Raw genomic sequence first — 18,083 nt, 5'->3', positions numbered from 1 at the left:
TCTCACCAAAAAGTTTGACGGTCAACACGATCACACCCCGTATTGGCGGGCGACCCGGGGGCGCGCGGCCCGGGAACGGGCGGCGCTGCTGCTCCTTCGGGGCCCTGGGGGCGTGGAGATCATCCTTATCTGCGGAGCCTGCCACGGCAAGCCGTTCTTGGCAACCACCAGGTCTTTTCTGCCCCGGGCAGTTGCCCGGGACACCGGACGGATCCCGCGCCGTACCCGTCCGGTGACGTCCGCGCGGGTCACGTCAGCGAATGGCGAAGGTCTCGTATATGCCACGCGGTGTGTCCCAGATCTCGGTGACCCCGTCGACGCGCCCGGGTGTGTCGCCCTCGCGGAGCCAGTCGAGCAGTGCCTGACAGCCGGCCCGGGGCCCCTCGGCGACCACTTGCACGCGGCCGTCCTCCAGATTGAGAGCAAAACCACTCAGGCCGCCGATCTCCAGCGCCTTGGCCCGCGTGAACCACCGGAAACCCACAGCCTGCACGCGTCCTCGCACCCAGGCGGTGAGTCGTACGTCTTCATTCATGGTTGCACGCTAACCGGCCAATTGCTCTGGGAGCACTTCGTCCCCATACGTCATCGCGTACAGTCGCGACTCGATGAATTCGCCCATACGGGTGAGTGCACGTTGATCATAAAGATTGATCGCAAGATCGTGAAGATCAGAGATCAAAGATCATGGAGAAGGAAAGGCCAGGAGATGGGACGCCATCGACGTTCCGGCGCCGGGCGGGCCGCCGTGACCCCCGAGAACCATCCGGTCCCGGTCTCGCACCGCCGCAAGGCCCGGCCCTCCGCCCCCGTGCGCACGGGTCTGCTCGGCGTCTCCGCCGCCGTCGCGATGGGTGCCGTCGCGGTCGCCTCCGGCGTACTGCCCGGCAGTGACGGTTACCGCCTCGAAAGTGGCGGCGAGCCCGGCAAGGCCCACTCCGCGAGCGCCCCCGTCGAGGTGGACGCCCAGGGCGGCTCGGACGGTGACGCCGGCCGCGCCGAGCCGTCGCCGAGCCGCGGCGCCGAACGCTCCGAGGCCGCTCCGAAGCCCAGCCCCTCCACGGCCGCCCCGGAGCCGTCGAAGAAGCCGTCCCAGAAGCCCTCCCCCTCGGCACCGAAGCCCGAGACGGACGAGGAGTCCACGCCGCCCCCTTCCCGTACGCCCGAGGAGAAGCCGAAGGCTCCCCCGGCGAGCCCGCAGACGCCGTCCGGCGAGAGCGCGGCCGAGGCGGCGGTGCTCACGCTGGTCAACGAGGAGCGCGCCAAGGTGGGCTGCCGTCCGGTGACCGCCGACAGCAAGCTCGCCGAGCTGGCGGGCCGGTTCAGCGCGGACATGGCCGAGCGCGACTTCTTCGCCCACACCGACCCGGACGGCGCCACTCCGTGGGACCGCGCCGAGAAGGCCGGCATCGCCAACCTGGGCGGCGAGAACATCGCCCGCGGCCAGGCCGACGCCCAGTCGGTGATGGCCGCCTGGATGAGCAGCCCCGGCCACCGCGCCAACATCCTCAACTGCGACTACAAGACCCTGGGCGTGGGCGCGCACTTCGCGCCGGGCGGCCCCTGGTGGACGCAGGACTTCGGCTTCTGACACCCACCCCGCCGACTAGCGCTAACTCCTGGTTAGCGCTGTCGAAGAGTAGGGTGTTCCGCATGGATTCCTCGGACCTGCCGTACGACGTGTTCTCCCGGCAGTGCTCGTCGCGGAGCACGCTGGAGCACGTCACGGGACGCTGGGGAGCGCTCACCCTCGGCGCGCTGCACGACGGCACGTTCCGCTTCAACGAACTGCGCCGCCGCGTCGACGGCGTGAGCGAGAAGATGCTCTCCCAGACCCTGCACGCGCTGGAGCGCGACGGCCTGGTGCGCCGTGACGCCCAGCCGACCAACCCGCCGCGCGTGGACTATGAACTCACCACGCTGGGACGGCAGATCGCCGAGCGGCTGCTGGCCCTGATCCACTTCGTGGAGGGCAGCCAGGACGAGGTGCTGAAGGCCCAGGAGCGTTACGACGCCACGCGCGGCGGCCGCTGACAGCGCGGGCAGAAGTAGCTGGAGCGGTTCATCCACGGGCGGCGGCGGATCGCGGTGCCGCAGCGGCGGCAGGGCCGGTCCGCACGGCCGTAGGCGTCCAACGACCGCTCGAAATAGCCTGATTCGCCGTTCACGTTGACGTAGAGGCTGTCGAAGCTGGTGCCACCGACGGCGAGCGCCTCGTTCATCACCTCCCGTACGTGGCCGAGGAGTTCGGCCGTGCGCGGGCGCGTGAAGGTGGCGGTGGGCCGCTCGTAGTGCAGCCGGGCGCGCCACAGCGCCTCGTCGGCGTAGATGTTCCCGACGCCACTGATCAGCGACTGGTCGAGCAGGGCCCGCTTGATCGTCGTACGGCGGCGGCGCAGCGCGAGATGGAAGGCGTCGTCGTCGAACGCGTCGTCGAGCGGGTCGCGCGCGATGTGCGCGATCACGTCCGGGAGGCCGTCGGCGGTGTTGTCGTGCAGCGAGAGCCCGCCGAAGGTCCGCTGGTCCACGAAGCGCAGCTCGGTGCTCTGCACGTCGTCGAAGCGCACCCGGATCCGCAGGTGCTTCTCGTCCGGGGCGTCGTGCGGCTGCACCAGGAGCTGGCCGCTCATGCCGAGGTGGGCGAGGATCGACTGACCGGAGTCGGCGAGCGGCAGCCACAGATACTTGCCGCGCCGCTGGGCGAGCCCGATCCGGTGCCCCTTCAGCCGGGCCCCGAAGTCCTCACCGCCCGCGAGGTGGCGGCGCACGGCTCGCGGATGCAGCACCCGCACATCGGCGACGACCCGCCCGCTGACCCAGCGCTCCAGGCCACGCCGGACGACTTCGACTTCGGGCAACTCAGGCATGGTCTCCTCCAGCACGATGCCGGCCGCCCCCTGGAGGGGCGACCGGCATCAAAGGATAGGCGGCCGTCAGGCCGAGGGGGTGTCGGCGGTCCCCTCGGACTGCGCGGCAGCGACAGCGGCCTCGGCCGCCTTCAGCCGTTCGTCCGCCGCGGCGCGAATCGCACGCCAGGCGGACTCAGCGGCCTGCTGCTCCGCTTCCTTCTTGCTGCGGCCGGTGCCGGTGCCGTACGAGACGCCTCCGACGCGGGCGGCAGCAGTAAAGGTCTTCTCGTGGTCGGGGCCGCTCTCCGTGACGAGGTACTCGGGCACGCCGAGGCCCTCCGTCGCGGTGAGCTCCTGGAGACTGGTCTTCCAGTCCAGGCCCGCGCCCAGGTTCGAGGACTTTTCGATCAGCGGGTCGAAGAGCCGGTGCACCAGCTCGCCCGCCGCGTCCAGACCCTGGTCCAGATAGACCGCGCCGATCACCGCTTCCAGGGTGTCGGCGAGGATGGATGCCTTGTCCCGGCCACCCGTGCCCTCTTCGCCCCGGCCGAGCCGGATGAAGGAGCCGAGTTCGAGGCCGCGGCTGACCTCCGCCAGCGCACGCGAATTGACCACCGCGGCCCGCAACTTGGCCAGCTGGCCTTCGGGCAGGTCGGGGTGGGTGCGGTACAGCGTGTCCGTGACGACGAGGCCGAGCACGGAGTCCCCGAGGAACTCCAGGCGCTCGTTCGTCGGCAGGCCGCCGTTCTCGTACGCGTACGAACGGTGGGTCAGCGCACGCACCAGAAGGGCGGACTCGAGCTTGTACCCGAGCCGCCCTTCCAGAAGCGTGTGGGACGAGGCCGTTGTCTCCGCCAATTTCTTGGCGTCTTCCGCCTTCTTGGGGCTAGACACGGTGCCTCTCACCAGCCGCTCAGACCTCGAGGACCTGGCGCTTGTTGTAGGTGCCGCAGCTCGGGCACGCGATGTGCTGCTGCTTGGGCTCCTGGCAACGCTCACACGAAACCAGGGTGGGGACCGCAGCCTTCCACTGCGACCGGCGGTGGCGCGTGTTGCTGCGCGACATCTTCCGCTTCGGAACAGCCACGGCTACTTCTCCTGCTTCTCGTCGACGCCCGCATCGCCGGCGCCGCTCATCTCGTCCTTCTCGCCGTCCTGGATGGTCCCGGCGAGTCCCTGCAGTGCCGCCCAACGAATGTCGACGGCGTCATGGTGGTGGTCCGGGTCGTCCGCGAGCCGTGCCCCGCACTGGGAGCACAGGCCCGGACAGTCGTCCTGGCACACCGGCTGCATCGGCAGTGCGAGCACCACCGCATCACGCAGCACAGGCTCGAGGTCGAACAAGCCGTCCTCGAGAAAGAGCCTGTCCTCGTCTTCCTCGGCGTCGTCGGCCGGCTCCGCACTGCTGCGGCCCCGGTCGTCGGCGTCAGGGTACGAGAACATCTCCTGGAAGTCCGCGTCGAGCTCCAGCTCGAGCGGCTCCAGACACCTTACGCACTCCCCCTCGGCCGATGCACGGGCGGTGCCTGTGACAAGCACCCCGTCCATGACCGACTCGAGGCGGATCTCCAGCTGGACCGGGGCGCCCTGCGGCACTCCGACGACCCCATCGATACCGAGGGCGCTCGGCGGACCGGGCGCCTCGATCTCACGGGTCAGCCGCTGCAGCGCACCGGGACGCCGACCCAGCTCGTGTGTGTCGAACACAAGAGGGTTGCGGTGGTCGAGGCGAGCACTCAGGGCTTTTCCTGCTTTCGAATCCTGGAAGTTCATGAGGAGGGCCGCCTCACCGACGCAGCGAATGTGCCGCTCGGGCGGGCAGCCGAAGTCACGGACGTATGCGCGACCGAAGAGCCAGGATACTTGACCTTTCGCTCTCGGCCCAATCCGGCTCCGGCCCGCTCCCGGGGCGGCCCTAGCGTCCCTGCTCGTACTGGCGCAGCTGCTCGGCACTGATCATGGTCGTGTCGAAGAGGCTGGCCTCCTCCAGCGCCGCGGGGGCCTCGTACGGGGGCTGCTGGGGCTGTTCGTAGCCCTGCTGGGGGTAGCCGTACTGGTGCTGCTGGTCCTGGTGCTGGTACCCGTAGGGGTCCTGCTGGCCGTACGGCTGCTGGTAGGCGTACTGATCGTGCTCGTACTGGTCCTGCTGCGGGTACCCGTACGGGTCGGGCTGGTGCGGGGGCTGCTGCTGGGGCTGCGGTGGCTGCGGTGGCGCGTACGTGGGCTGCTGGGGCACCGGGGCGGGCGCCGGGCCGGCGAGGTCCGCGAGGAACTCCGCGTCGGTGGTGTGGCCCTGGGTGGTGGCGCCTTCGCCGAGGGTGCCCAGCTCGTCGGCCGGGGCGCGGCCGTGCAGGGTCTGGCGGCCGCGGCCGACCGCCTCCAGGGTCTTGGCGAGGACCGCCTCGAAGGCGCCCAGCTTGGCGTCCACGTACGCGTCGGCGTTGCGGCGCAGGGTCTCGGGGTCGTGGCTGCGCTCGGGGGCGTCCTCGTCCTCGTAGCCGTTCTCGTCGAGGCCCGGGCCGGTGCCGAGGAGCTTCTCGCGGCCGCGGCCGACCGAGCCGAGGGTCTTGGTGAGGACGACCTCGAAGTTGGCGAGCTTGCTGTCCACGTAGTCGTCGGCCTCGACGCGGACCTCCTCGGCGGCCTGGCGGGCCTCGGCGAGGATGCGCTCGGCCTCGCCCTGGGAGCGCCGGGCGACCTCCGTGTCGGAGATCAGGGAGCCGCGCTCGGCGTGCGCGGACTCGATGATCCGCTCGGCCTCCTGGCGGGCCTGCTCGACGAGCTGCTCGCGGCCGCCGATCAGCTCCTGGGCCTGGGCGAGGGAGCCGGGCAGGGCCTGGCGCACCTCTTCGAGCATCGAGAGCAGATCGGCGCGGTTGACCACGCACGAGGCCGACATGGGCATGGACCGGGCGCTGCCGACCGCCCGGACGATCTCGTCGATCTTCTTCTGCACGTCCACCGTGTGCTCGCCACTCTCTACAGCTGGTTGGGAGACGGACGGGACGACTGTAAGGCCGACGGGCGCCCGCCCGACACCGGATGACGGGCTGTCAGCGGATCGGCTGAAAGGTCACTTCTCGCCCAGGCGTTCGACCAGGGCCTCGTGGACCACCGGCGGCAGCAGGTGGGCGACGTCGCCGCCCCAGGCGGCGACCTCCTTGACCAGCGAGGAGGAGAGGAAGCTGTAGGTGGGGTTGGTGGGCACGAACAGCGTCTCGACGCCCGAGAGGCCGTTGTTCATCTGGGCCATCTGGAGTTCGTAGTCGAAGTCGCTGACCGCGCGCAGGCCCTTGACGATGGCCGGGATGTCGCGCTGCTTGCAGAAGTCGACGAGGAGGCCGTGGAAGGACTCGACCTCGACATTGCCGAAGTCGGCCGTGACCTGGCGGATCAGGTCGATCCGCTCCTCGATCTCGAACAGGCCCTTCTTCGACTGATTGATCATCACCGCGACGTGCACCACGTCGTACAGCTTGGAGGCGCGGGCGATGATGTCGAGGTGTCCATTGGTGATGGGGTCGAAAGACCCCGGACATACGGCGCGGCGCAACGTGAGTCCCTCGCTCTCCGGTCCGGTCATGGCGCGATCACTGAGTCGTCGCACGTAGAGGCGGCGCGACCGTACCAAAACGTCCCTTCGCCGTAGCGACGGGACCTGAGGGGCTCGAAACCCTCCGGCCAGCCGAATTCTCCGCCTCTTGTACTGCGTTCAACGGTGACGAGCGCGTCCGGTGTGAGCCAGCCTTCCGAGCGGAGTGTGAGCAGTATCTCCCGAAGATCGTCATCGGTGACGGCGTAGGGCGGATCGAGGAAGACCAGGTCATACGGGGTGGAGGGTGCCCCCTGCTGGACGATCTGGGCGGCTTTGCCCGCTCTCACCTCGGCGCCGGGCAGGCCGATCGCCTTCACGTTCTCCCTGATGGTGCGGGCCGCCCTGGCGTCGGCCTCGACGAGCAGGGTGTGCGCCGCGCCCCGGGAGAGCGCTTCCAGGCCCACGGCTCCGGAGCCCGCGTAGAGATCGAGCACGCGCGCCCCGTCGAGCGTGCCCTGGAGGGCCTGCCAGGTGGAGAAGAGGCCCTCGCGCGCGCGGTCGGACGTGGGGCGGGTGCCGTTCCCTGGCGGGACGGCGAGGCGCCGTCCGCCGGCCGCACCGGCGATCACGCGGGTCATCTGAGTCCTTCTGGCTGGGCGGTGGTCCCTCCACGATATGGCGTGCGCGGGCGTCACCCCTTGTCGAGGTACTGCTCGCGCTCGGCGTCGAGCAGGGCGTCCAGGGCGGTGCGCAGCTCCGGCAGGTGCTCCAGGCCGGGGTCCTTGGCGACGACCGTGACCGCTTCCTCGCGGGCGGCGGCGATGATCTCCTCGTCGTCGATGACCGCGAGCATGCGCAGGGAGGAGCGCACGCCGGACTGGGCCTGCCCGAGCACATCGCCCTCGCGGCGCTGCTCCAGGTCGATGCGGGACAGCTCGAAGCCGTCCAGGGTGGAGGCGACGGCGCCGAGGCGGGCGCGGGCGGGGCTCGCCTCGGGCATGTCGGTGACCAGCAGGCACAGGCCGGGGGCCGAACCCCGGCCGACGCGGCCGCGCAGCTGGTGCAGCTGGGAGACGCCGAAGCGGTCGGCGTCCATGATCACCATGGCGGTGGCGTTCGGGACGTTCACCCCGACCTCGATGACCGTCGTCGCGACCAGGACCTGCGTCTGGCCGGCGGTGAAGCGGCGCATGACGGCGTCCTTGTCATCGGGCTGCATGCGGCCGTGCAGGACCTCCACCTCCAGCCCCTGGAGAGGGCCGCGCGCGAGCTGCTCGGCGACCTCGATCACGGCGAGCGGGGGCCGCTTCTCGGCGGTGGCCTCTTCCTCCGCCTTCTTCTTGGCCTTCTTGGGGTCCTCCTCCTCGTCACCGATCCGCGGGCAGACCACGTACGCCTGGTGCCCCTTCTCCACCTCTTCGCGCACGCGCTCCCACGCGCGGGCGAGGAAGTGGGGCTTGTCCTGGGCGGGGACGACATGGCTGGCGATCGGAGAGCGCCCGGCGGGGAGCTGGTCGAGGACGGAGGTCTCCAGGTCGCCGAAGACCGTCATCGCGACCGTGCGGGGAATCGGCGTGGCCGTCATGACCAGCAGGTGCGGGGGCTGCTTGCCCTTGCCGCGCAGGGCGTCGCGCTGCTCCACGCCGAAGCGGTGCTGCTCGTCCACGACGACCAGGCCGAGGTCGTGGAACTGCACCTTGTCCTCGATCAGCGCGTGCGTGCCGATGACGATGCCGGCCTCGCCGGTGACGAGGTCGAGCAGGGCCTGGCGGCGGGCGGCGGTGCCCATGGATCCGGTGAGCAGCGTGACCTTGGTGGCCTGCTCGGCACCGCCCAGCATCCCGCCCTCGGCCAGCTCGCCCATCATCTCGACGATGGAGCGGTGGTGCTGCTGGGCGAGGACTTCGGTGGGCGCGAGCATCGCGGCCTGCCCGCCCGCGTCCACGACGGCGAGCATGGCGCGCAGGGCCACCATCGTCTTTCCGCTGCCGACCTCCCCCTGGAGGAGGCGGTGCATCGGGTGTTCGGTGGCGAGGTCGTCGAAGATCTCCTTGGAGACCTTTTCCTGGCCTTCGGTGAGGGTGAAGGGCAGCTTGGCGTCGAAGGCGTCGAGGAGGCCGCCCGACTTGGGCCTGCGGGCCACGGCGGGCAGTTGCGCGTCCGCGTACCGCCGCCTGGCCAGGGCTACTTGGAGGACGAACGCCTCGTCCCACTTCAGCCGGTCGCGGGCGGCGGCGATGTCCGCCTTGGAGTGCGGCCGGTGGATCTTCAGGAGCGCTTCGGGGAGCGGGACGAGGGCGCGGCCCTCCCTGAGGGCGGGCGGCAGCGGGTCGAGGGCTTCCTGGGCGCTGGGCAGGACCGTCTCGACGGACTTGGCGATCTTCCAGGACTCCAGCTGCTTGCAGGCGGGGTAGATCGGGATGAGCGCGCCCGCCCAGCTGTCCACCGCGTCCGGGTCGCCGCCGCGCAGCAGTTCGTACGCGGGGTGGGCGAGCTGGAGGCGGTGGTTGAAGACGGAGACCTTGCCCGCGAACATCGCGCGGGTGCCGGGCAGCAGCTCCGTGTGCGGCTTGTGGACGCCTCGGCCGAAGAAGACCAGGCGCAGCTCGCCGCTGCCGTCGGTGATGGTGACCTCGAGGCGCTGGCCCTGGCCCCGGGGGGCCTTGGGCGATCTGAACGTGTGCAGGCGCGCGGTCGCGACCTGGGCGACCACCGTGACGTGCTCGTCCAGGGGGAGGTCGGCGAGGCGGGTCAGCTCGCCCCGCTCGGCATACCGCCGGGGGTAGTGGTGCAGGAGGTCGCCGACCGTGTGCAGGTCGAGGTGCTCGGCCATCACCTTCGCGGTGGCGGGGCCGACCACTTTCTTCAGGGGTTCTTCGAGCGCGGGCACGAGATCCATTGCACACCACGCCACTGACAATCGGCCGCAGCTCCCCCGCACCCGCCGCCCGGCAGGGCGGTTACTCCACGCCGATCAGCATCAGCGCGGACTGGCGGCCGCCGCGGTAGACGACCGTGTCGACGGCCAGGTACGTCTCGCGCACATGCTTCTCCAGCCGCCCCGCGACGGTGTCCGGCACCGATTCGCCGAGGACGAGCGTGACCATCTCGCCGCCCGCCGACAGCATGCGGTCCAGGACCGAGGTGGCGGTGGGGGCGACCTCCGTACCGATCACCGCGACATCGCCGTCGATCAGGCCGAGGACGTCACCGGCCTGGCAGATGCCCGCCATGGTCCACGACTGCCGCTCGGCGACGGCCAGTTCGCCGTAGCGGGTGGCGCCGGCCGCCGAGGTCATGGCGACCACGTCCTCGTCGAAGCGGCGGTCCGGCGCGTGCACGGCGAGGGCGGCGATGCCCTGGACCGCGGAGCGGGTCGGGATCAGGGCGACGCGCACGCCTTCCGTCCTGGCCTGTTCCGCCGCGGCGGCCGCGGTGTGGCGCAGCTCGGCGTCGTTGGGCAGCAGCACCACTTCGCGGGCGTGCGCCCGCCGGATGGCGTCGACCAGCTCGCCGCTCGCGGGCGGCTCCCCCACGCGCGTGGGCACGGTGGTCGCGCCCGCCTCGGCGTAGAGCCCGGCGAGGCCTTCTCCCGGTACGACGGCGACGATGGCCCGCTGCGCGCGTTCCCGGGGCGGCTGCGCGGTGGTGTGCGCGTCGCCCGCTCCGAAGTGGGTGATGCGGATGCGGTGGGGCCTGCCCGCCTCGACGCCCGCCTCGACGGCGGCTCCCGCGTCGTCGACGTGGACGTGGACGTTCCAGAGCCCGTCGCCGCCGACCACGACGAGCGAGTCGCCGAGCCGGTCGAGCCGGGCCCGCAGCCGCGCGACCGCGCTGTCGTCGGCCTCCAGGAGGTAGATCACCTCGAACGCGGGCCCGCCGCTCTCCGCCGGGATGTCCTCGCACTCGGCGTCGTCCACACGCGCGTGGCTGTGGTCGGCGGGCTTGCGCGACACCGTCTCGCCCGACAGGGCCCCCACGAGCGCCCCGAGCACCGCGACGAGGCCGCGGCCGCCCGCGTCCACCACTCCCGCGCGCCCGAGGACGGCCAGCTGCCCCGGAGTCGCGTCCAGGGCCGCGCAGGCCCCGTCGTACGCGGCCCTGGCCACTGTCCCGCAGTCGGCGCCCCCGGCTTCCCCGGCCGCCTTCGCCGCCGCTGTGGCCACCGTCAGGACCGTGCCCTCGACGGGGTGCGCGACCGCCTCGTACGCGGACTCCGCCGCCCGTCGCAGCGCCCGCTCCAGGGTCCGCCCGTCGGCGTGATCCGCCTCACCGGCGCTCTCGCGCTCGGGGCCGCCGGGGATGTCGGGGCCACCGAGGACCTGCGCCATTCCCCGCAGCAGCTGCGAGAGGATCGTGCCCGAGTTCCCGCGGGCCCCGATGAGCGCCCCGTGGGCCATCGCGTGCACGGTCTCGGCCAGCGAGGGAAGCGCCGGTTCGTGGCCCGTGAAGGCCGCGTCGACCGCCTGGGACGCCGACTCCACCGTCAGATAGAGGTTCGTGCCCGTGTCCCCGTCGGCGACCGGGTAGACGTTGATGGAGTCGATCTCCTCGCGGGCCCTGCCGAGGGCGTCCAGAGCCAGTCGGCACCAGGCGCGCACCGCGACCGCGTCGAGGTTCTGCGGCACCTGTTTCGCCTCCTTGACCATCCGGAATGGACGCAGCGTAGACCGAGGGTGAACACGGGGCCCGGGGCGGGGGCGGGGCGAGCCGTGGTAGTTTCGTTCTACCGAAGCAGTCGTTGTATGCTGCTCCGGTTGCCCGATACTCATCGGGACATTCCTCCTGGCAACGCCACTTTCGATCATTGCACTGATCTCGGCATGCCGGGATTAACCGTAAGTGCATCTGAAGTCTTTGGAGTGACCCGTGGCTGCCAACTGCGACGTCTGCGGCAAGGGGCCGGGCTTCGGCAACGCCATCTCGCACTCGCACCGCCGTACGCCCCGTCGCTGGAACCCGAACATCCAGCGTGTGCGTGCCGTGGTGAGCGGGACGCCGAAGCGCCTCAACGCCTGCACCTCGTGCATCAAGGCCGGCAAGGTCTCGCGCTGACGCCAGCGCGGCCACCTAGCTGGTTGCTGAAGAAGCCGGCTCCCTTCGGGGAGCCGGCTTTTTCGTGTGCCTACGCGCGTGGAGCTGCTCAGTACGACAGGCGCCCTCGCGCGTGAGCGCCTGTCAGAATGTGCCGGATGCGCTTCGGCATCCTCGGCCCTCTCGACATCCGCTCCCCCGACGGCGTCCCCCTGGACCCCGGCGGACCGCGCCCGCGCGCGCTCCTCACCCTGCTGCTCCTGGAGGCCGGCCACGCAGTCTCCGTGGAGCGGCTGACCGACGGGCTCTACGGGGACGAGCCGCCGGCGGGCGCCGCGAACGCCCTCCAGTCGCAGGTCTCCCGGCTGCGCAAGCGCCTGGGCCTTGAGATCGAGGCCGTCCCCACGGGATACCGCCTCGCCGTCTCACCCGAGGACATCGACCTCCACCGCTTCGAGCGGCTGGCCCGTGAAGGGCGTCGGGCACTCGGCTCCGGGGATCACCCCCGTGCCGCCGCCCTGCTGCGGGAAGCGCTCGGCCTGTGGCGGGGCCAGGCCCTCGCCGACCTCCCGTACGCCCCTGGCCTCGTCGCCCGCCTCGACGAGCTGCGGCTGGCCGCCGTGCAGGACCGCGTCGAGGCGGATCTCGCGCTGGGCGGCGGCCCCGGCCTCGTACCGGAGCTGCGTGAGTTGATCACCGCGCACCCGCTGAGCGAGCGGCTGCGCGCCCAGCTGATGCAGGCACTGCACGCGGCGGGGCGGCCCGCGGAAGCGCTCACCGCCTACGAGGACGCCCGCCGCGCCCTCGCCGACGCGCTGGGTGCCGTCCCCTCCGCCGAGCTGTCCGCGCTCCACTTGGAGCTGCTCCAGGGCCAGGAACCGGCCCGGCAGCGGGGGGTGCCCGCGCAGCTGACGCGGTTCATCGGGCGGGGCGACGAGCTCGCGCGGATCGGCGCCCTACTGGCCGAGGCGCGGCTCGTCACGCTGACCGGGCCGGGTGGCGCGGGCAAGACGCGGCTGGCGGTCGAGGCCGCCCGTGCGCTGCCCGACGTCTGCTACGTGGAGCTGGCGCCGCTCACCGACGGGGCACAGGTGATGTACGCGATCCTCACAGCGCTCGGCGTGCGGGACGGCTTCCGCGCAGCGGCCGGTGACACCACCGACCGGCTGCTGTCCGCGCTGCACGGGCGTGAGCCGCTGCTCGTCCTGGACAACTGCGAGCACCTGATCGACGAAGCGGCCCGGGTCGCCGGGCTGCTGCTCGCGGCCTGCCCCGGGGTGCGTGTCCTTGCCACGAGCCGGGAGGGGCTCGGGATCACCGGCGAGGTTCTGTGGCCGGTGCCGCCGCTGGCTGCCGGGCCCGCGGCGCGGCTCTTCGCCGACCGGGCTGCCGCCGTGAGGCCCGATCTGGAGGGGCTCGGCGCCGGGGGTGGTGAACGGCTCGTCTCCGAGATCTGCGCGGCCCTCGACGGGCTTCCGCTCGCCATCGAGCTGGCGGCCGCCCGGCTGCGCACCCTCACCCTGGACGACTTGGCCGCCCGCCTCGGCGACCGCTTCCGGCTGCTCTCACGCGGTGACCGCACCAAGGCGCCCCGGCACCGCACCCTGCACGCGGTCGTCGAGTGGAGCTGGGAGCTGCTCGACGACGAGGAGCGGAAGCTTGCCCGCCGTCTGACGGTGTTCTCCGGGGGCGCCACACCGGAGGCCGTGGAGGCCGTCTGTGGGATCCCGTACCCGGAGGATCTGCTCGCCTCCCTCGGGGAGAAGTCGTTCCTGGAGGTGACCGGCAGGCGGTTCGGCATGCTGCGGACCATTCACGCGTTCTGTGCCCGGCACCTGGCCGAGGCGGGCGAGGAGGACCGGCTGCGGGCCGCGCACGCCGCGTACTTCCTGGACCTCGCCGAGCAGGCCGAACCGCGGCTGCGCGGGGGCGAACAGCTGCCCTGGCTGGCGAGGCTCGCCGCCGAGCACGGCGACCTGGACGCCGCGCTGCGCCATCTGACCCGTACCGACCCGCACCGCGGGCTCCGGTTGATGGCGGCGCTCTCCTGGTTCTGGCGGCTGCGCGGCCTCTACGGAGAGCGCACGGCTCTGGCCCGCGAACTGCTCGACGCGGTGGGCACCGAGCCTCCGAAGGGGCTCGGTGAGGAGTACGTCCTGTGTGTGATCAACACGATCGCGGGTGATGGCGCCGACCCCGCGGAACCGGCCCGCCTCGCGCGAGCGGGCGGCCTGCTCGCGGCGCTTGAGGGGCCGTTGCGGCTGCCGCACCTGGTGGTGCTCTGGTCGGTGGCGGGCGGGCCCGCGCGCGCCATGGAGGACCGGGTGCGGTCCCAGGTCGGCGACCACCCCTGGGGTATGGCCCTCCTCGACCTCGGCCAGGGCTTCCAGGAGCTGTTCGCGGGCCGCGTCGACGCGGCCGAGGCGGCGTTCTCCCGCGCTCTCGCGGGCTTCCGGGCGACCGGTGACCGCTGGGGCATGGCCAACTGCCTCGACCCGCTGGGGATGTTCGCCGGCTGGCGAGGCGAGCACGAGCGTGCCCTCGCCCTCCTGGACGAAGGCCTCACGCACGTACGTGAGTTGGCGGCCCCCGAGGAGACCGCCGATCTGCTGCACCAGCGGGCCACGGTCCTGCTGCGCTCCGGAGAGCTCGAAGCGGCCACCGCCCACTACGCGCGCTCCGCCTCCCTCGCCCGCACCACGGGCGTGCCCGACAAGGTGGCGGCCGCGCGGCGCGGCCTCGGGGACGCGGCACGGCTCGGCGGTGACACGGCACGCGCGCGTGAGCACTACGAAGCGGCCCTGGAGGCGTGTGCCGCCAACTGGTTCAGCCTGGGGCAGAGTGTGCGGATCCTGGTGGGCCTTGGCCGCACCGCGCTGGCCGAGTCCCGTCCCGCGGAGGCCGCCGACCGGTTCGAGCAGGCCCGCGCCCTCGCCTCGGACACCGGCGAACTGGCCGAGGTCGCAGAGGCGTTGGCCGCCGTCTCATCCTGCCCCGAGGACACCGCCCGCCTCCTGGGCGCCGCGCAGGGCCTGCGCGGCATCCTGATCGCCGGGGACCCCGATGTCGTACCCGTCGAGCGGTCCGCGCGCGAGCGGCTGTCTCCGGAGGCGTACGAGAAGGCTTTCGGCCAGGGCCGAAAGCTGCGGTCAGCGGCAGTGAGGGAGGCGGTAAGCGAACGGTAGGCGGACGGTCAGCGGCGCCTTCGAAGCTTCCTGGCATGACGACAGCGACGCGCACGAACCACACACCCGCCCACAGCCTCGCGCACCTGAACATCCTGATCTCCGGCGCCGGCGTCGCGGGCCCCGCGCTCGCCCTGTGGCTCTCCCGCTACGGGGCTCGCGTCACCGTCCTGGAGAAGGCGCCCGCCCTGCGCGAGGGCGGCTTCGCCGTCGACTTCCGGGGCGAAGTGCACCGCACCGTCCTCCAGCGGATGGGCATCTGGGACGAGGTTCACCGCCGCCAGACGCACATGGGCCGCCAGACCATCGTCGGGGCGGACGACAAGGAGCGGGTGGATCTGCCCGCGTTTCTGATGAGCGGCGATGTGGAGATCTCCCGCGGCGACCTCTCCGCGATCCTGTACGAGCGCACCAGGGAGCGGGTCGAGTACGTCTTCGGGGACTCCCTCACCTCGCTGACCGAGGACTCCGAAGGCGTCGAGGTGACCTTCGGCCATGGCGCTCCCCGCCGCTTCGACCTCGTCGTCGGTGCCGACGGGCTGCACTCGAACACCCGCCGCCTTGCCTTCGGCGACGAGGCGCGGTACCTGCGGTTCCTCGGCTACTACGTGGCGGGCTTCGAGATCCCCAACCACCTGGGGCTGAACCGCACCGCCCGCATGTACAGCGAGCCCGGCCGAACCCTCATGATCAGCAACTACGACGGCGACCCGGACCGTGCGGGCGCGGCCCTGATCTTCAGGTCCGAACTGCTCGACCACGACCGCCACGACACCGCGGAGCAGAAGAAGATCCTCGCCGCGACGTTCGCGGGCATGGGCTGGACGCACGCCGCACGGGCCCTGGAAGGCCTGCAGGGCGCCGAGCACTTGTACTTCGACGCCATCGCGCAGATCCACGTCGACCGGCTCTCCAAGGGCCGCGTGGTGCTCCTGGGGGACGCCGGATACGGCGCCACGATGGGCGGCATCGGCACGGGCACGGCGCTGGTCGGCGCGTACGTCCTGGCTGGAGAGCTGGCGGCCGCGGGCGGCGATCACCGGGTCGGTTTCGCCGCGTACGAGGCGGAGATCGGCGCCTACGCCAAGGGCTGCCAGAAGATCTCGGGCAACGCCGGTCCGTTCCTCGCCCCGCCCTCGGAGCGGAAGATCCGCAGCCGCGACCGCGCGTACCGCGTGCTCGGCTCCCGCCTGCTCGCGGGCTTCTTCAAGAGGCTGACGGAGAAGGCTGCGAGCGATCTGGCGCTCAAGGAGTACGTCCTGCGGCCCAGCGCGGCCTACGCCTCCCTGAACCGCCAGCCGTGATCGACCGGGCCGATCCCGGCGCCGAGGGCGAACCCGGCGGCGATCGCCTCGGTGACGTACTCCTTGGCGGCCGCCACGGCCTCCGGCACGCTCCGGCCCTTCGCCAGCTGCGCCGCGATCGCGCTGGCGAGGGTGCAGCCGGTGCCGTGCGTGTGGCGGTTGTCGTGGCGCGGGGCGCGCAGCACGTGCTCCTCGGAGCCGTCGGTGAGCAGGTCCACGGCGTCGCCGCGCAGGTGGCCGCCCTTGATGAGCACCCACTGCGGGCCGTACGCGAGGACGGCGGCGGCCGCGCGGCGCATGTCGTCCTCGGACGTGACCTCGACGCCGGTGAGCTGGGCGACCTCGTCGAGGTTGGGGGTCGCGACCGTGGCCACCGGCAGCAGCTTCGTGCGTACGGAGTCCAGGGCGGAGGCCGCGAGCAGCGAGTCGCCGTGCTTGGAGACGCCGACCGGGTCGACGACCGCGGGCGCGTCGGTGCCCGCCAGCAAGTCGGCGACGGTCTCGACCAGTTCGGCCGAGGCGAGCATGCCGGTCTTCACGGCCTGTACGCCGATGTCGTCGACGACGCTGCGGTACTGCGCCCGTACGGCCTCGGCGGGAAGCTCCCAGAAGCCCTGCACGCCCAGGGAGTTCTGGGCGGTGACGGCCGTGACGACGCTCATGCCGTGCGTGCCGAGCGCGAGCATCGTCTTCAGGTCGGCCTGGATGCCCGCGCCGCCGCCGGAATCGGATCCGGCGACGGTGAGCACGCGCGGGGGCGCGGTCACTCGGCGTCCCCGTTGTCCCCGAAGTGGTCCCAGCCCTTGCTGGTCCAGGGCGCGCCGTCCACGGTCACCTGGGGCAGCGCGGAGGGGTTGAGGACCTCGCCGATGACCTTCCAGCGGGCGGGCAGCTTCACGTCGGGCGGGAACGTCGCCACGATCGCGTGGTCCTCGCCGCCGTTGAGCACCCACTGGAGCGGGTCGACGCCGACGGCCTGGCCGATGTCGTTCATCTGCGTGGGCACGTCGACGTCTCCGGAGCGGATGTCGATGCGCACCTTGCTCGACTCGGCGATGTGCCCGAGGTCGGCGATGAGCCCGTCGCTGACGTCCGTCATGGAGGTCGCGCCGAGCCCGGCGGCCGCGGGGCCCGCGTGGTAGGGCGGCTCGGGCCTGCGGTGGGCCTCCACGAAGGCGCGCGGCGAGCGGAAGCCGCGGGAGAGCACCGCGTGCCCGGCGGCGGACCAGCCGAGCCAGCCGGTGACGGCGACCACGTCGCCGGGCTGGGCGCCCGCGCGCGTGACCGGCTCGTGGTTGCGCAGATCGCCGAGGGCGGTGATCGCGACGGTGATGGTGTCACCGCGGACGACATCGCCGCCCACCACGGCCGCGCCCGCGACCTGGCACTCGTCCCTGAGGCCGTCCATCAGCTCGGTGGGCCAGCTCGCGGGCAGCTCCGCGGGCACGACGAGGCCGAGCAGGAGCGCGGTCGGCACGGCGCCCATCGCGGCGATGTCGGCGAGGTTCTGCGCGGCGGCCTTGCGGCCCACGTCGTAGGCGGTGGACCAGTCGCGGCGGAAGTGCCGCCCCTCCAGGAGGATGTCGGTGCTCGCCACGACCCTGCGGTCCGGAGCGGACACGACCGCGGCGTCGTCGCCAGGGCCGAGCCGTACGGCCGGAGTGGAGGTGAGCCGGGAAGTGAGCTCTCTGATGAGCCCGAACTCCCCCAACTCGCCCACGGTTCCCTTCACCGAGTCTCACCATGCCCTTTCACGCTGCCCGGCCCCCGGTCGCGAGCCGTCACTGTCGTCGGTACGGTCGACATGACCGTCAACTTCTGTTCTCCGTCCACCACGATGTGTGCGCCACAGCCCGCCCGGGTCTCCCCGTGACGAGCGGCGACGCGGTACCGTGGCGTCCCTTCCCCCCACATGATCCTCGTGGCCGCCCTGGAGGTTCCGTGGTACAGGCGTACATCCTGATCCAGACCGAGGTCGGCAAGGCGTCGACCGTCGCCGAGCTGATCGGCAAGATCCCGGGAGTGATCCAGGCCGAGGACGTGACCGGTCCCTACGATGTCATCGTGCGCGCGCAGGCGGACACGGTGGACGCGCTCGGCCGCATGGTGGTCGCCAAGGTCCAGCAAGTGGACGGCATCACCCGAACCCTGACCTGCCCGGTCGTGCACTTGTAGC

Annotated in this window: 18 protein-coding genes; 6 read left to right on the top strand and 12 right to left on the bottom strand. The window is 71.9% G+C overall.

Features of this window, described 5'->3' with window-relative positions; genetic code table 11:
* Positions 1 to 253 precede the first annotated feature (253 nt).
* A complete protein-coding gene (locus DMA15_RS27005; RefSeq protein WP_125515343.1) occupies positions 254 to 535 on the bottom strand; it encodes an acylphosphatase in 282 nt (93 codons plus the stop codon).
* Between the two features lie 174 nt (positions 536 to 709).
* On the opposite strand from DMA15_RS27005, the gene DMA15_RS27000 reads away from it, so the two are divergent.
* Positions 710 to 1,591, top strand: a complete 882-nt coding sequence (locus DMA15_RS27000) for a CAP domain-containing protein (protein ID WP_125515342.1) — start codon at positions 710 to 712, stop codon at positions 1,589 to 1,591.
* Positions 1,592 to 1,653: 62 nt separating this feature from the next.
* Complete coding sequence (locus tag DMA15_RS26995; protein ID WP_125515341.1) at positions 1,654 to 2,034, top strand: helix-turn-helix domain-containing protein; 381 nt, start codon at positions 1,654 to 1,656, stop codon at positions 2,032 to 2,034.
* Here the strand turns inward: DMA15_RS26995 and mutM are convergent.
* From mutM to DMA15_RS26950, 9 genes are all read right to left on the bottom strand, one after another.
* Entirely contained in the window at positions 2,007 to 2,867 is an 861-nt protein-coding gene (gene mutM / locus DMA15_RS26990; RefSeq protein ID WP_125515340.1) for a bifunctional DNA-formamidopyrimidine glycosylase/DNA-(apurinic or apyrimidinic site) lyase, read from the bottom strand. The genes DMA15_RS26995 and mutM overlap by 28 nt on opposite strands.
* 66 nt (positions 2,868 to 2,933) lie before the next feature.
* Complete coding sequence (rnc, locus tag DMA15_RS26985) at positions 2,934 to 3,755, bottom strand: ribonuclease III (RefSeq protein WP_164551835.1); 822 nt, start codon at positions 3,753 to 3,755, stop codon at positions 2,934 to 2,936.
* Positions 3,756 to 3,762: 7 nt separating this feature from the next.
* On the bottom strand, positions 3,763 to 3,936 hold the full coding sequence (gene rpmF, locus DMA15_RS26980; RefSeq protein ID WP_026165248.1) for a 50S ribosomal protein L32: 174 nt from the start codon (positions 3,934 to 3,936) through the stop codon (positions 3,763 to 3,765).
* Between the two features lie 2 nt (positions 3,937 to 3,938).
* A complete protein-coding gene (locus DMA15_RS26975; protein WP_125515338.1) occupies positions 3,939 to 4,622 on the bottom strand; it encodes a YceD family protein in 684 nt (227 codons plus the stop codon).
* Positions 4,623 to 4,764: 142 nt separating this feature from the next.
* The gene (locus DMA15_RS26970; RefSeq protein ID WP_125515337.1) at positions 4,765 to 5,811 is read right to left on the bottom strand and encodes a cell division initiation protein; all 1,047 of its coding nucleotides are present in this window, start codon (positions 5,809 to 5,811) and stop codon (positions 4,765 to 4,767) included.
* Between the two features lie 111 nt (positions 5,812 to 5,922).
* Positions 5,923 to 6,402, bottom strand: coding sequence for a pantetheine-phosphate adenylyltransferase (gene coaD / locus DMA15_RS26965; protein ID WP_206302964.1), 480 nt, complete (start codon positions 6,400 to 6,402; stop codon positions 5,923 to 5,925).
* A 26-nt stretch (positions 6,403 to 6,428) separates the two neighbouring features.
* A complete protein-coding gene (gene rsmD, locus DMA15_RS26960; protein ID WP_125515335.1) occupies positions 6,429 to 7,022 on the bottom strand; it encodes a 16S rRNA (guanine(966)-N(2))-methyltransferase RsmD in 594 nt (197 codons plus the stop codon).
* A 53-nt stretch (positions 7,023 to 7,075) separates the two neighbouring features.
* Positions 7,076 to 9,283: an ATP-dependent DNA helicase RecG gene (gene recG / locus DMA15_RS26955; RefSeq protein ID WP_125515334.1), complete on the bottom strand. Its 2,208-nt coding sequence runs from the start codon at positions 9,281 to 9,283 to the stop codon at positions 7,076 to 7,078.
* A 61-nt stretch (positions 9,284 to 9,344) separates the two neighbouring features.
* A complete protein-coding gene (locus DMA15_RS26950; protein ID WP_125515333.1) occupies positions 9,345 to 11,033 on the bottom strand; it encodes a DAK2 domain-containing protein in 1,689 nt (562 codons plus the stop codon).
* Positions 11,034 to 11,253: 220 nt separating this feature from the next.
* Between DMA15_RS26950 and rpmB the strand changes: the two genes are divergently transcribed.
* From rpmB to DMA15_RS26935, 3 genes are all read left to right on the top strand, one after another.
* Positions 11,254 to 11,439 (top strand): 50S ribosomal protein L28, encoded by a 186-nt coding sequence (rpmB, locus tag DMA15_RS26945; RefSeq protein ID WP_125515332.1) that lies wholly within the window; start codon positions 11,254 to 11,256, stop codon positions 11,437 to 11,439.
* Between the two features lie 137 nt (positions 11,440 to 11,576).
* On the top strand, positions 11,577 to 14,603 hold the full coding sequence (locus DMA15_RS26940) for a BTAD domain-containing putative transcriptional regulator (RefSeq protein WP_125515331.1): 3,027 nt from the start codon (positions 11,577 to 11,579) through the stop codon (positions 14,601 to 14,603).
* A 35-nt stretch (positions 14,604 to 14,638) separates the two neighbouring features.
* A complete protein-coding gene (locus tag DMA15_RS26935; RefSeq protein WP_125515330.1) occupies positions 14,639 to 15,907 on the top strand; it encodes an FAD-dependent monooxygenase in 1,269 nt (422 codons plus the stop codon).
* Here DMA15_RS26935 and thiD read toward each other — a convergent pair.
* Complete coding sequence (gene thiD, locus DMA15_RS26930) at positions 15,880 to 16,674, bottom strand: bifunctional hydroxymethylpyrimidine kinase/phosphomethylpyrimidine kinase (RefSeq protein ID WP_125515329.1); 795 nt, start codon at positions 16,672 to 16,674, stop codon at positions 15,880 to 15,882. The two genes, DMA15_RS26935 and thiD, sit on opposite strands and share 28 nt — an antisense overlap.
* The gene (locus tag DMA15_RS26925; protein ID WP_125515328.1) at positions 16,671 to 17,639 is read right to left on the bottom strand and encodes a thiamine-phosphate kinase; all 969 of its coding nucleotides are present in this window, start codon (positions 17,637 to 17,639) and stop codon (positions 16,671 to 16,673) included. Before DMA15_RS26925 ends, thiD begins: the two co-directional genes overlap by 4 nt.
* A gap of 209 nt (positions 17,640 to 17,848) precedes the next feature.
* Here DMA15_RS26925 and DMA15_RS26920 point away from each other — a divergent pair, with 209 nt between their 5' ends.
* Entirely contained in the window at positions 17,849 to 18,082 is a 234-nt protein-coding gene (locus DMA15_RS26920; RefSeq protein WP_030787487.1) for an Lrp/AsnC ligand binding domain-containing protein, read from the top strand.
* Position 18,083 lies beyond the last annotated feature (1 nt).

Source organism: Streptomyces sp. WAC 01529 (genome assembly GCF_003945545.1).
GTDB classification, from domain to species: Bacteria; Actinomycetota; Actinomycetes; order Streptomycetales; family Streptomycetaceae; genus Streptomyces; species Streptomyces anatolicus.
The sequence above is the reverse complement of the archived record's forward strand: the minus strand, read 5'-3'. Positions and strand labels throughout refer to the sequence as shown.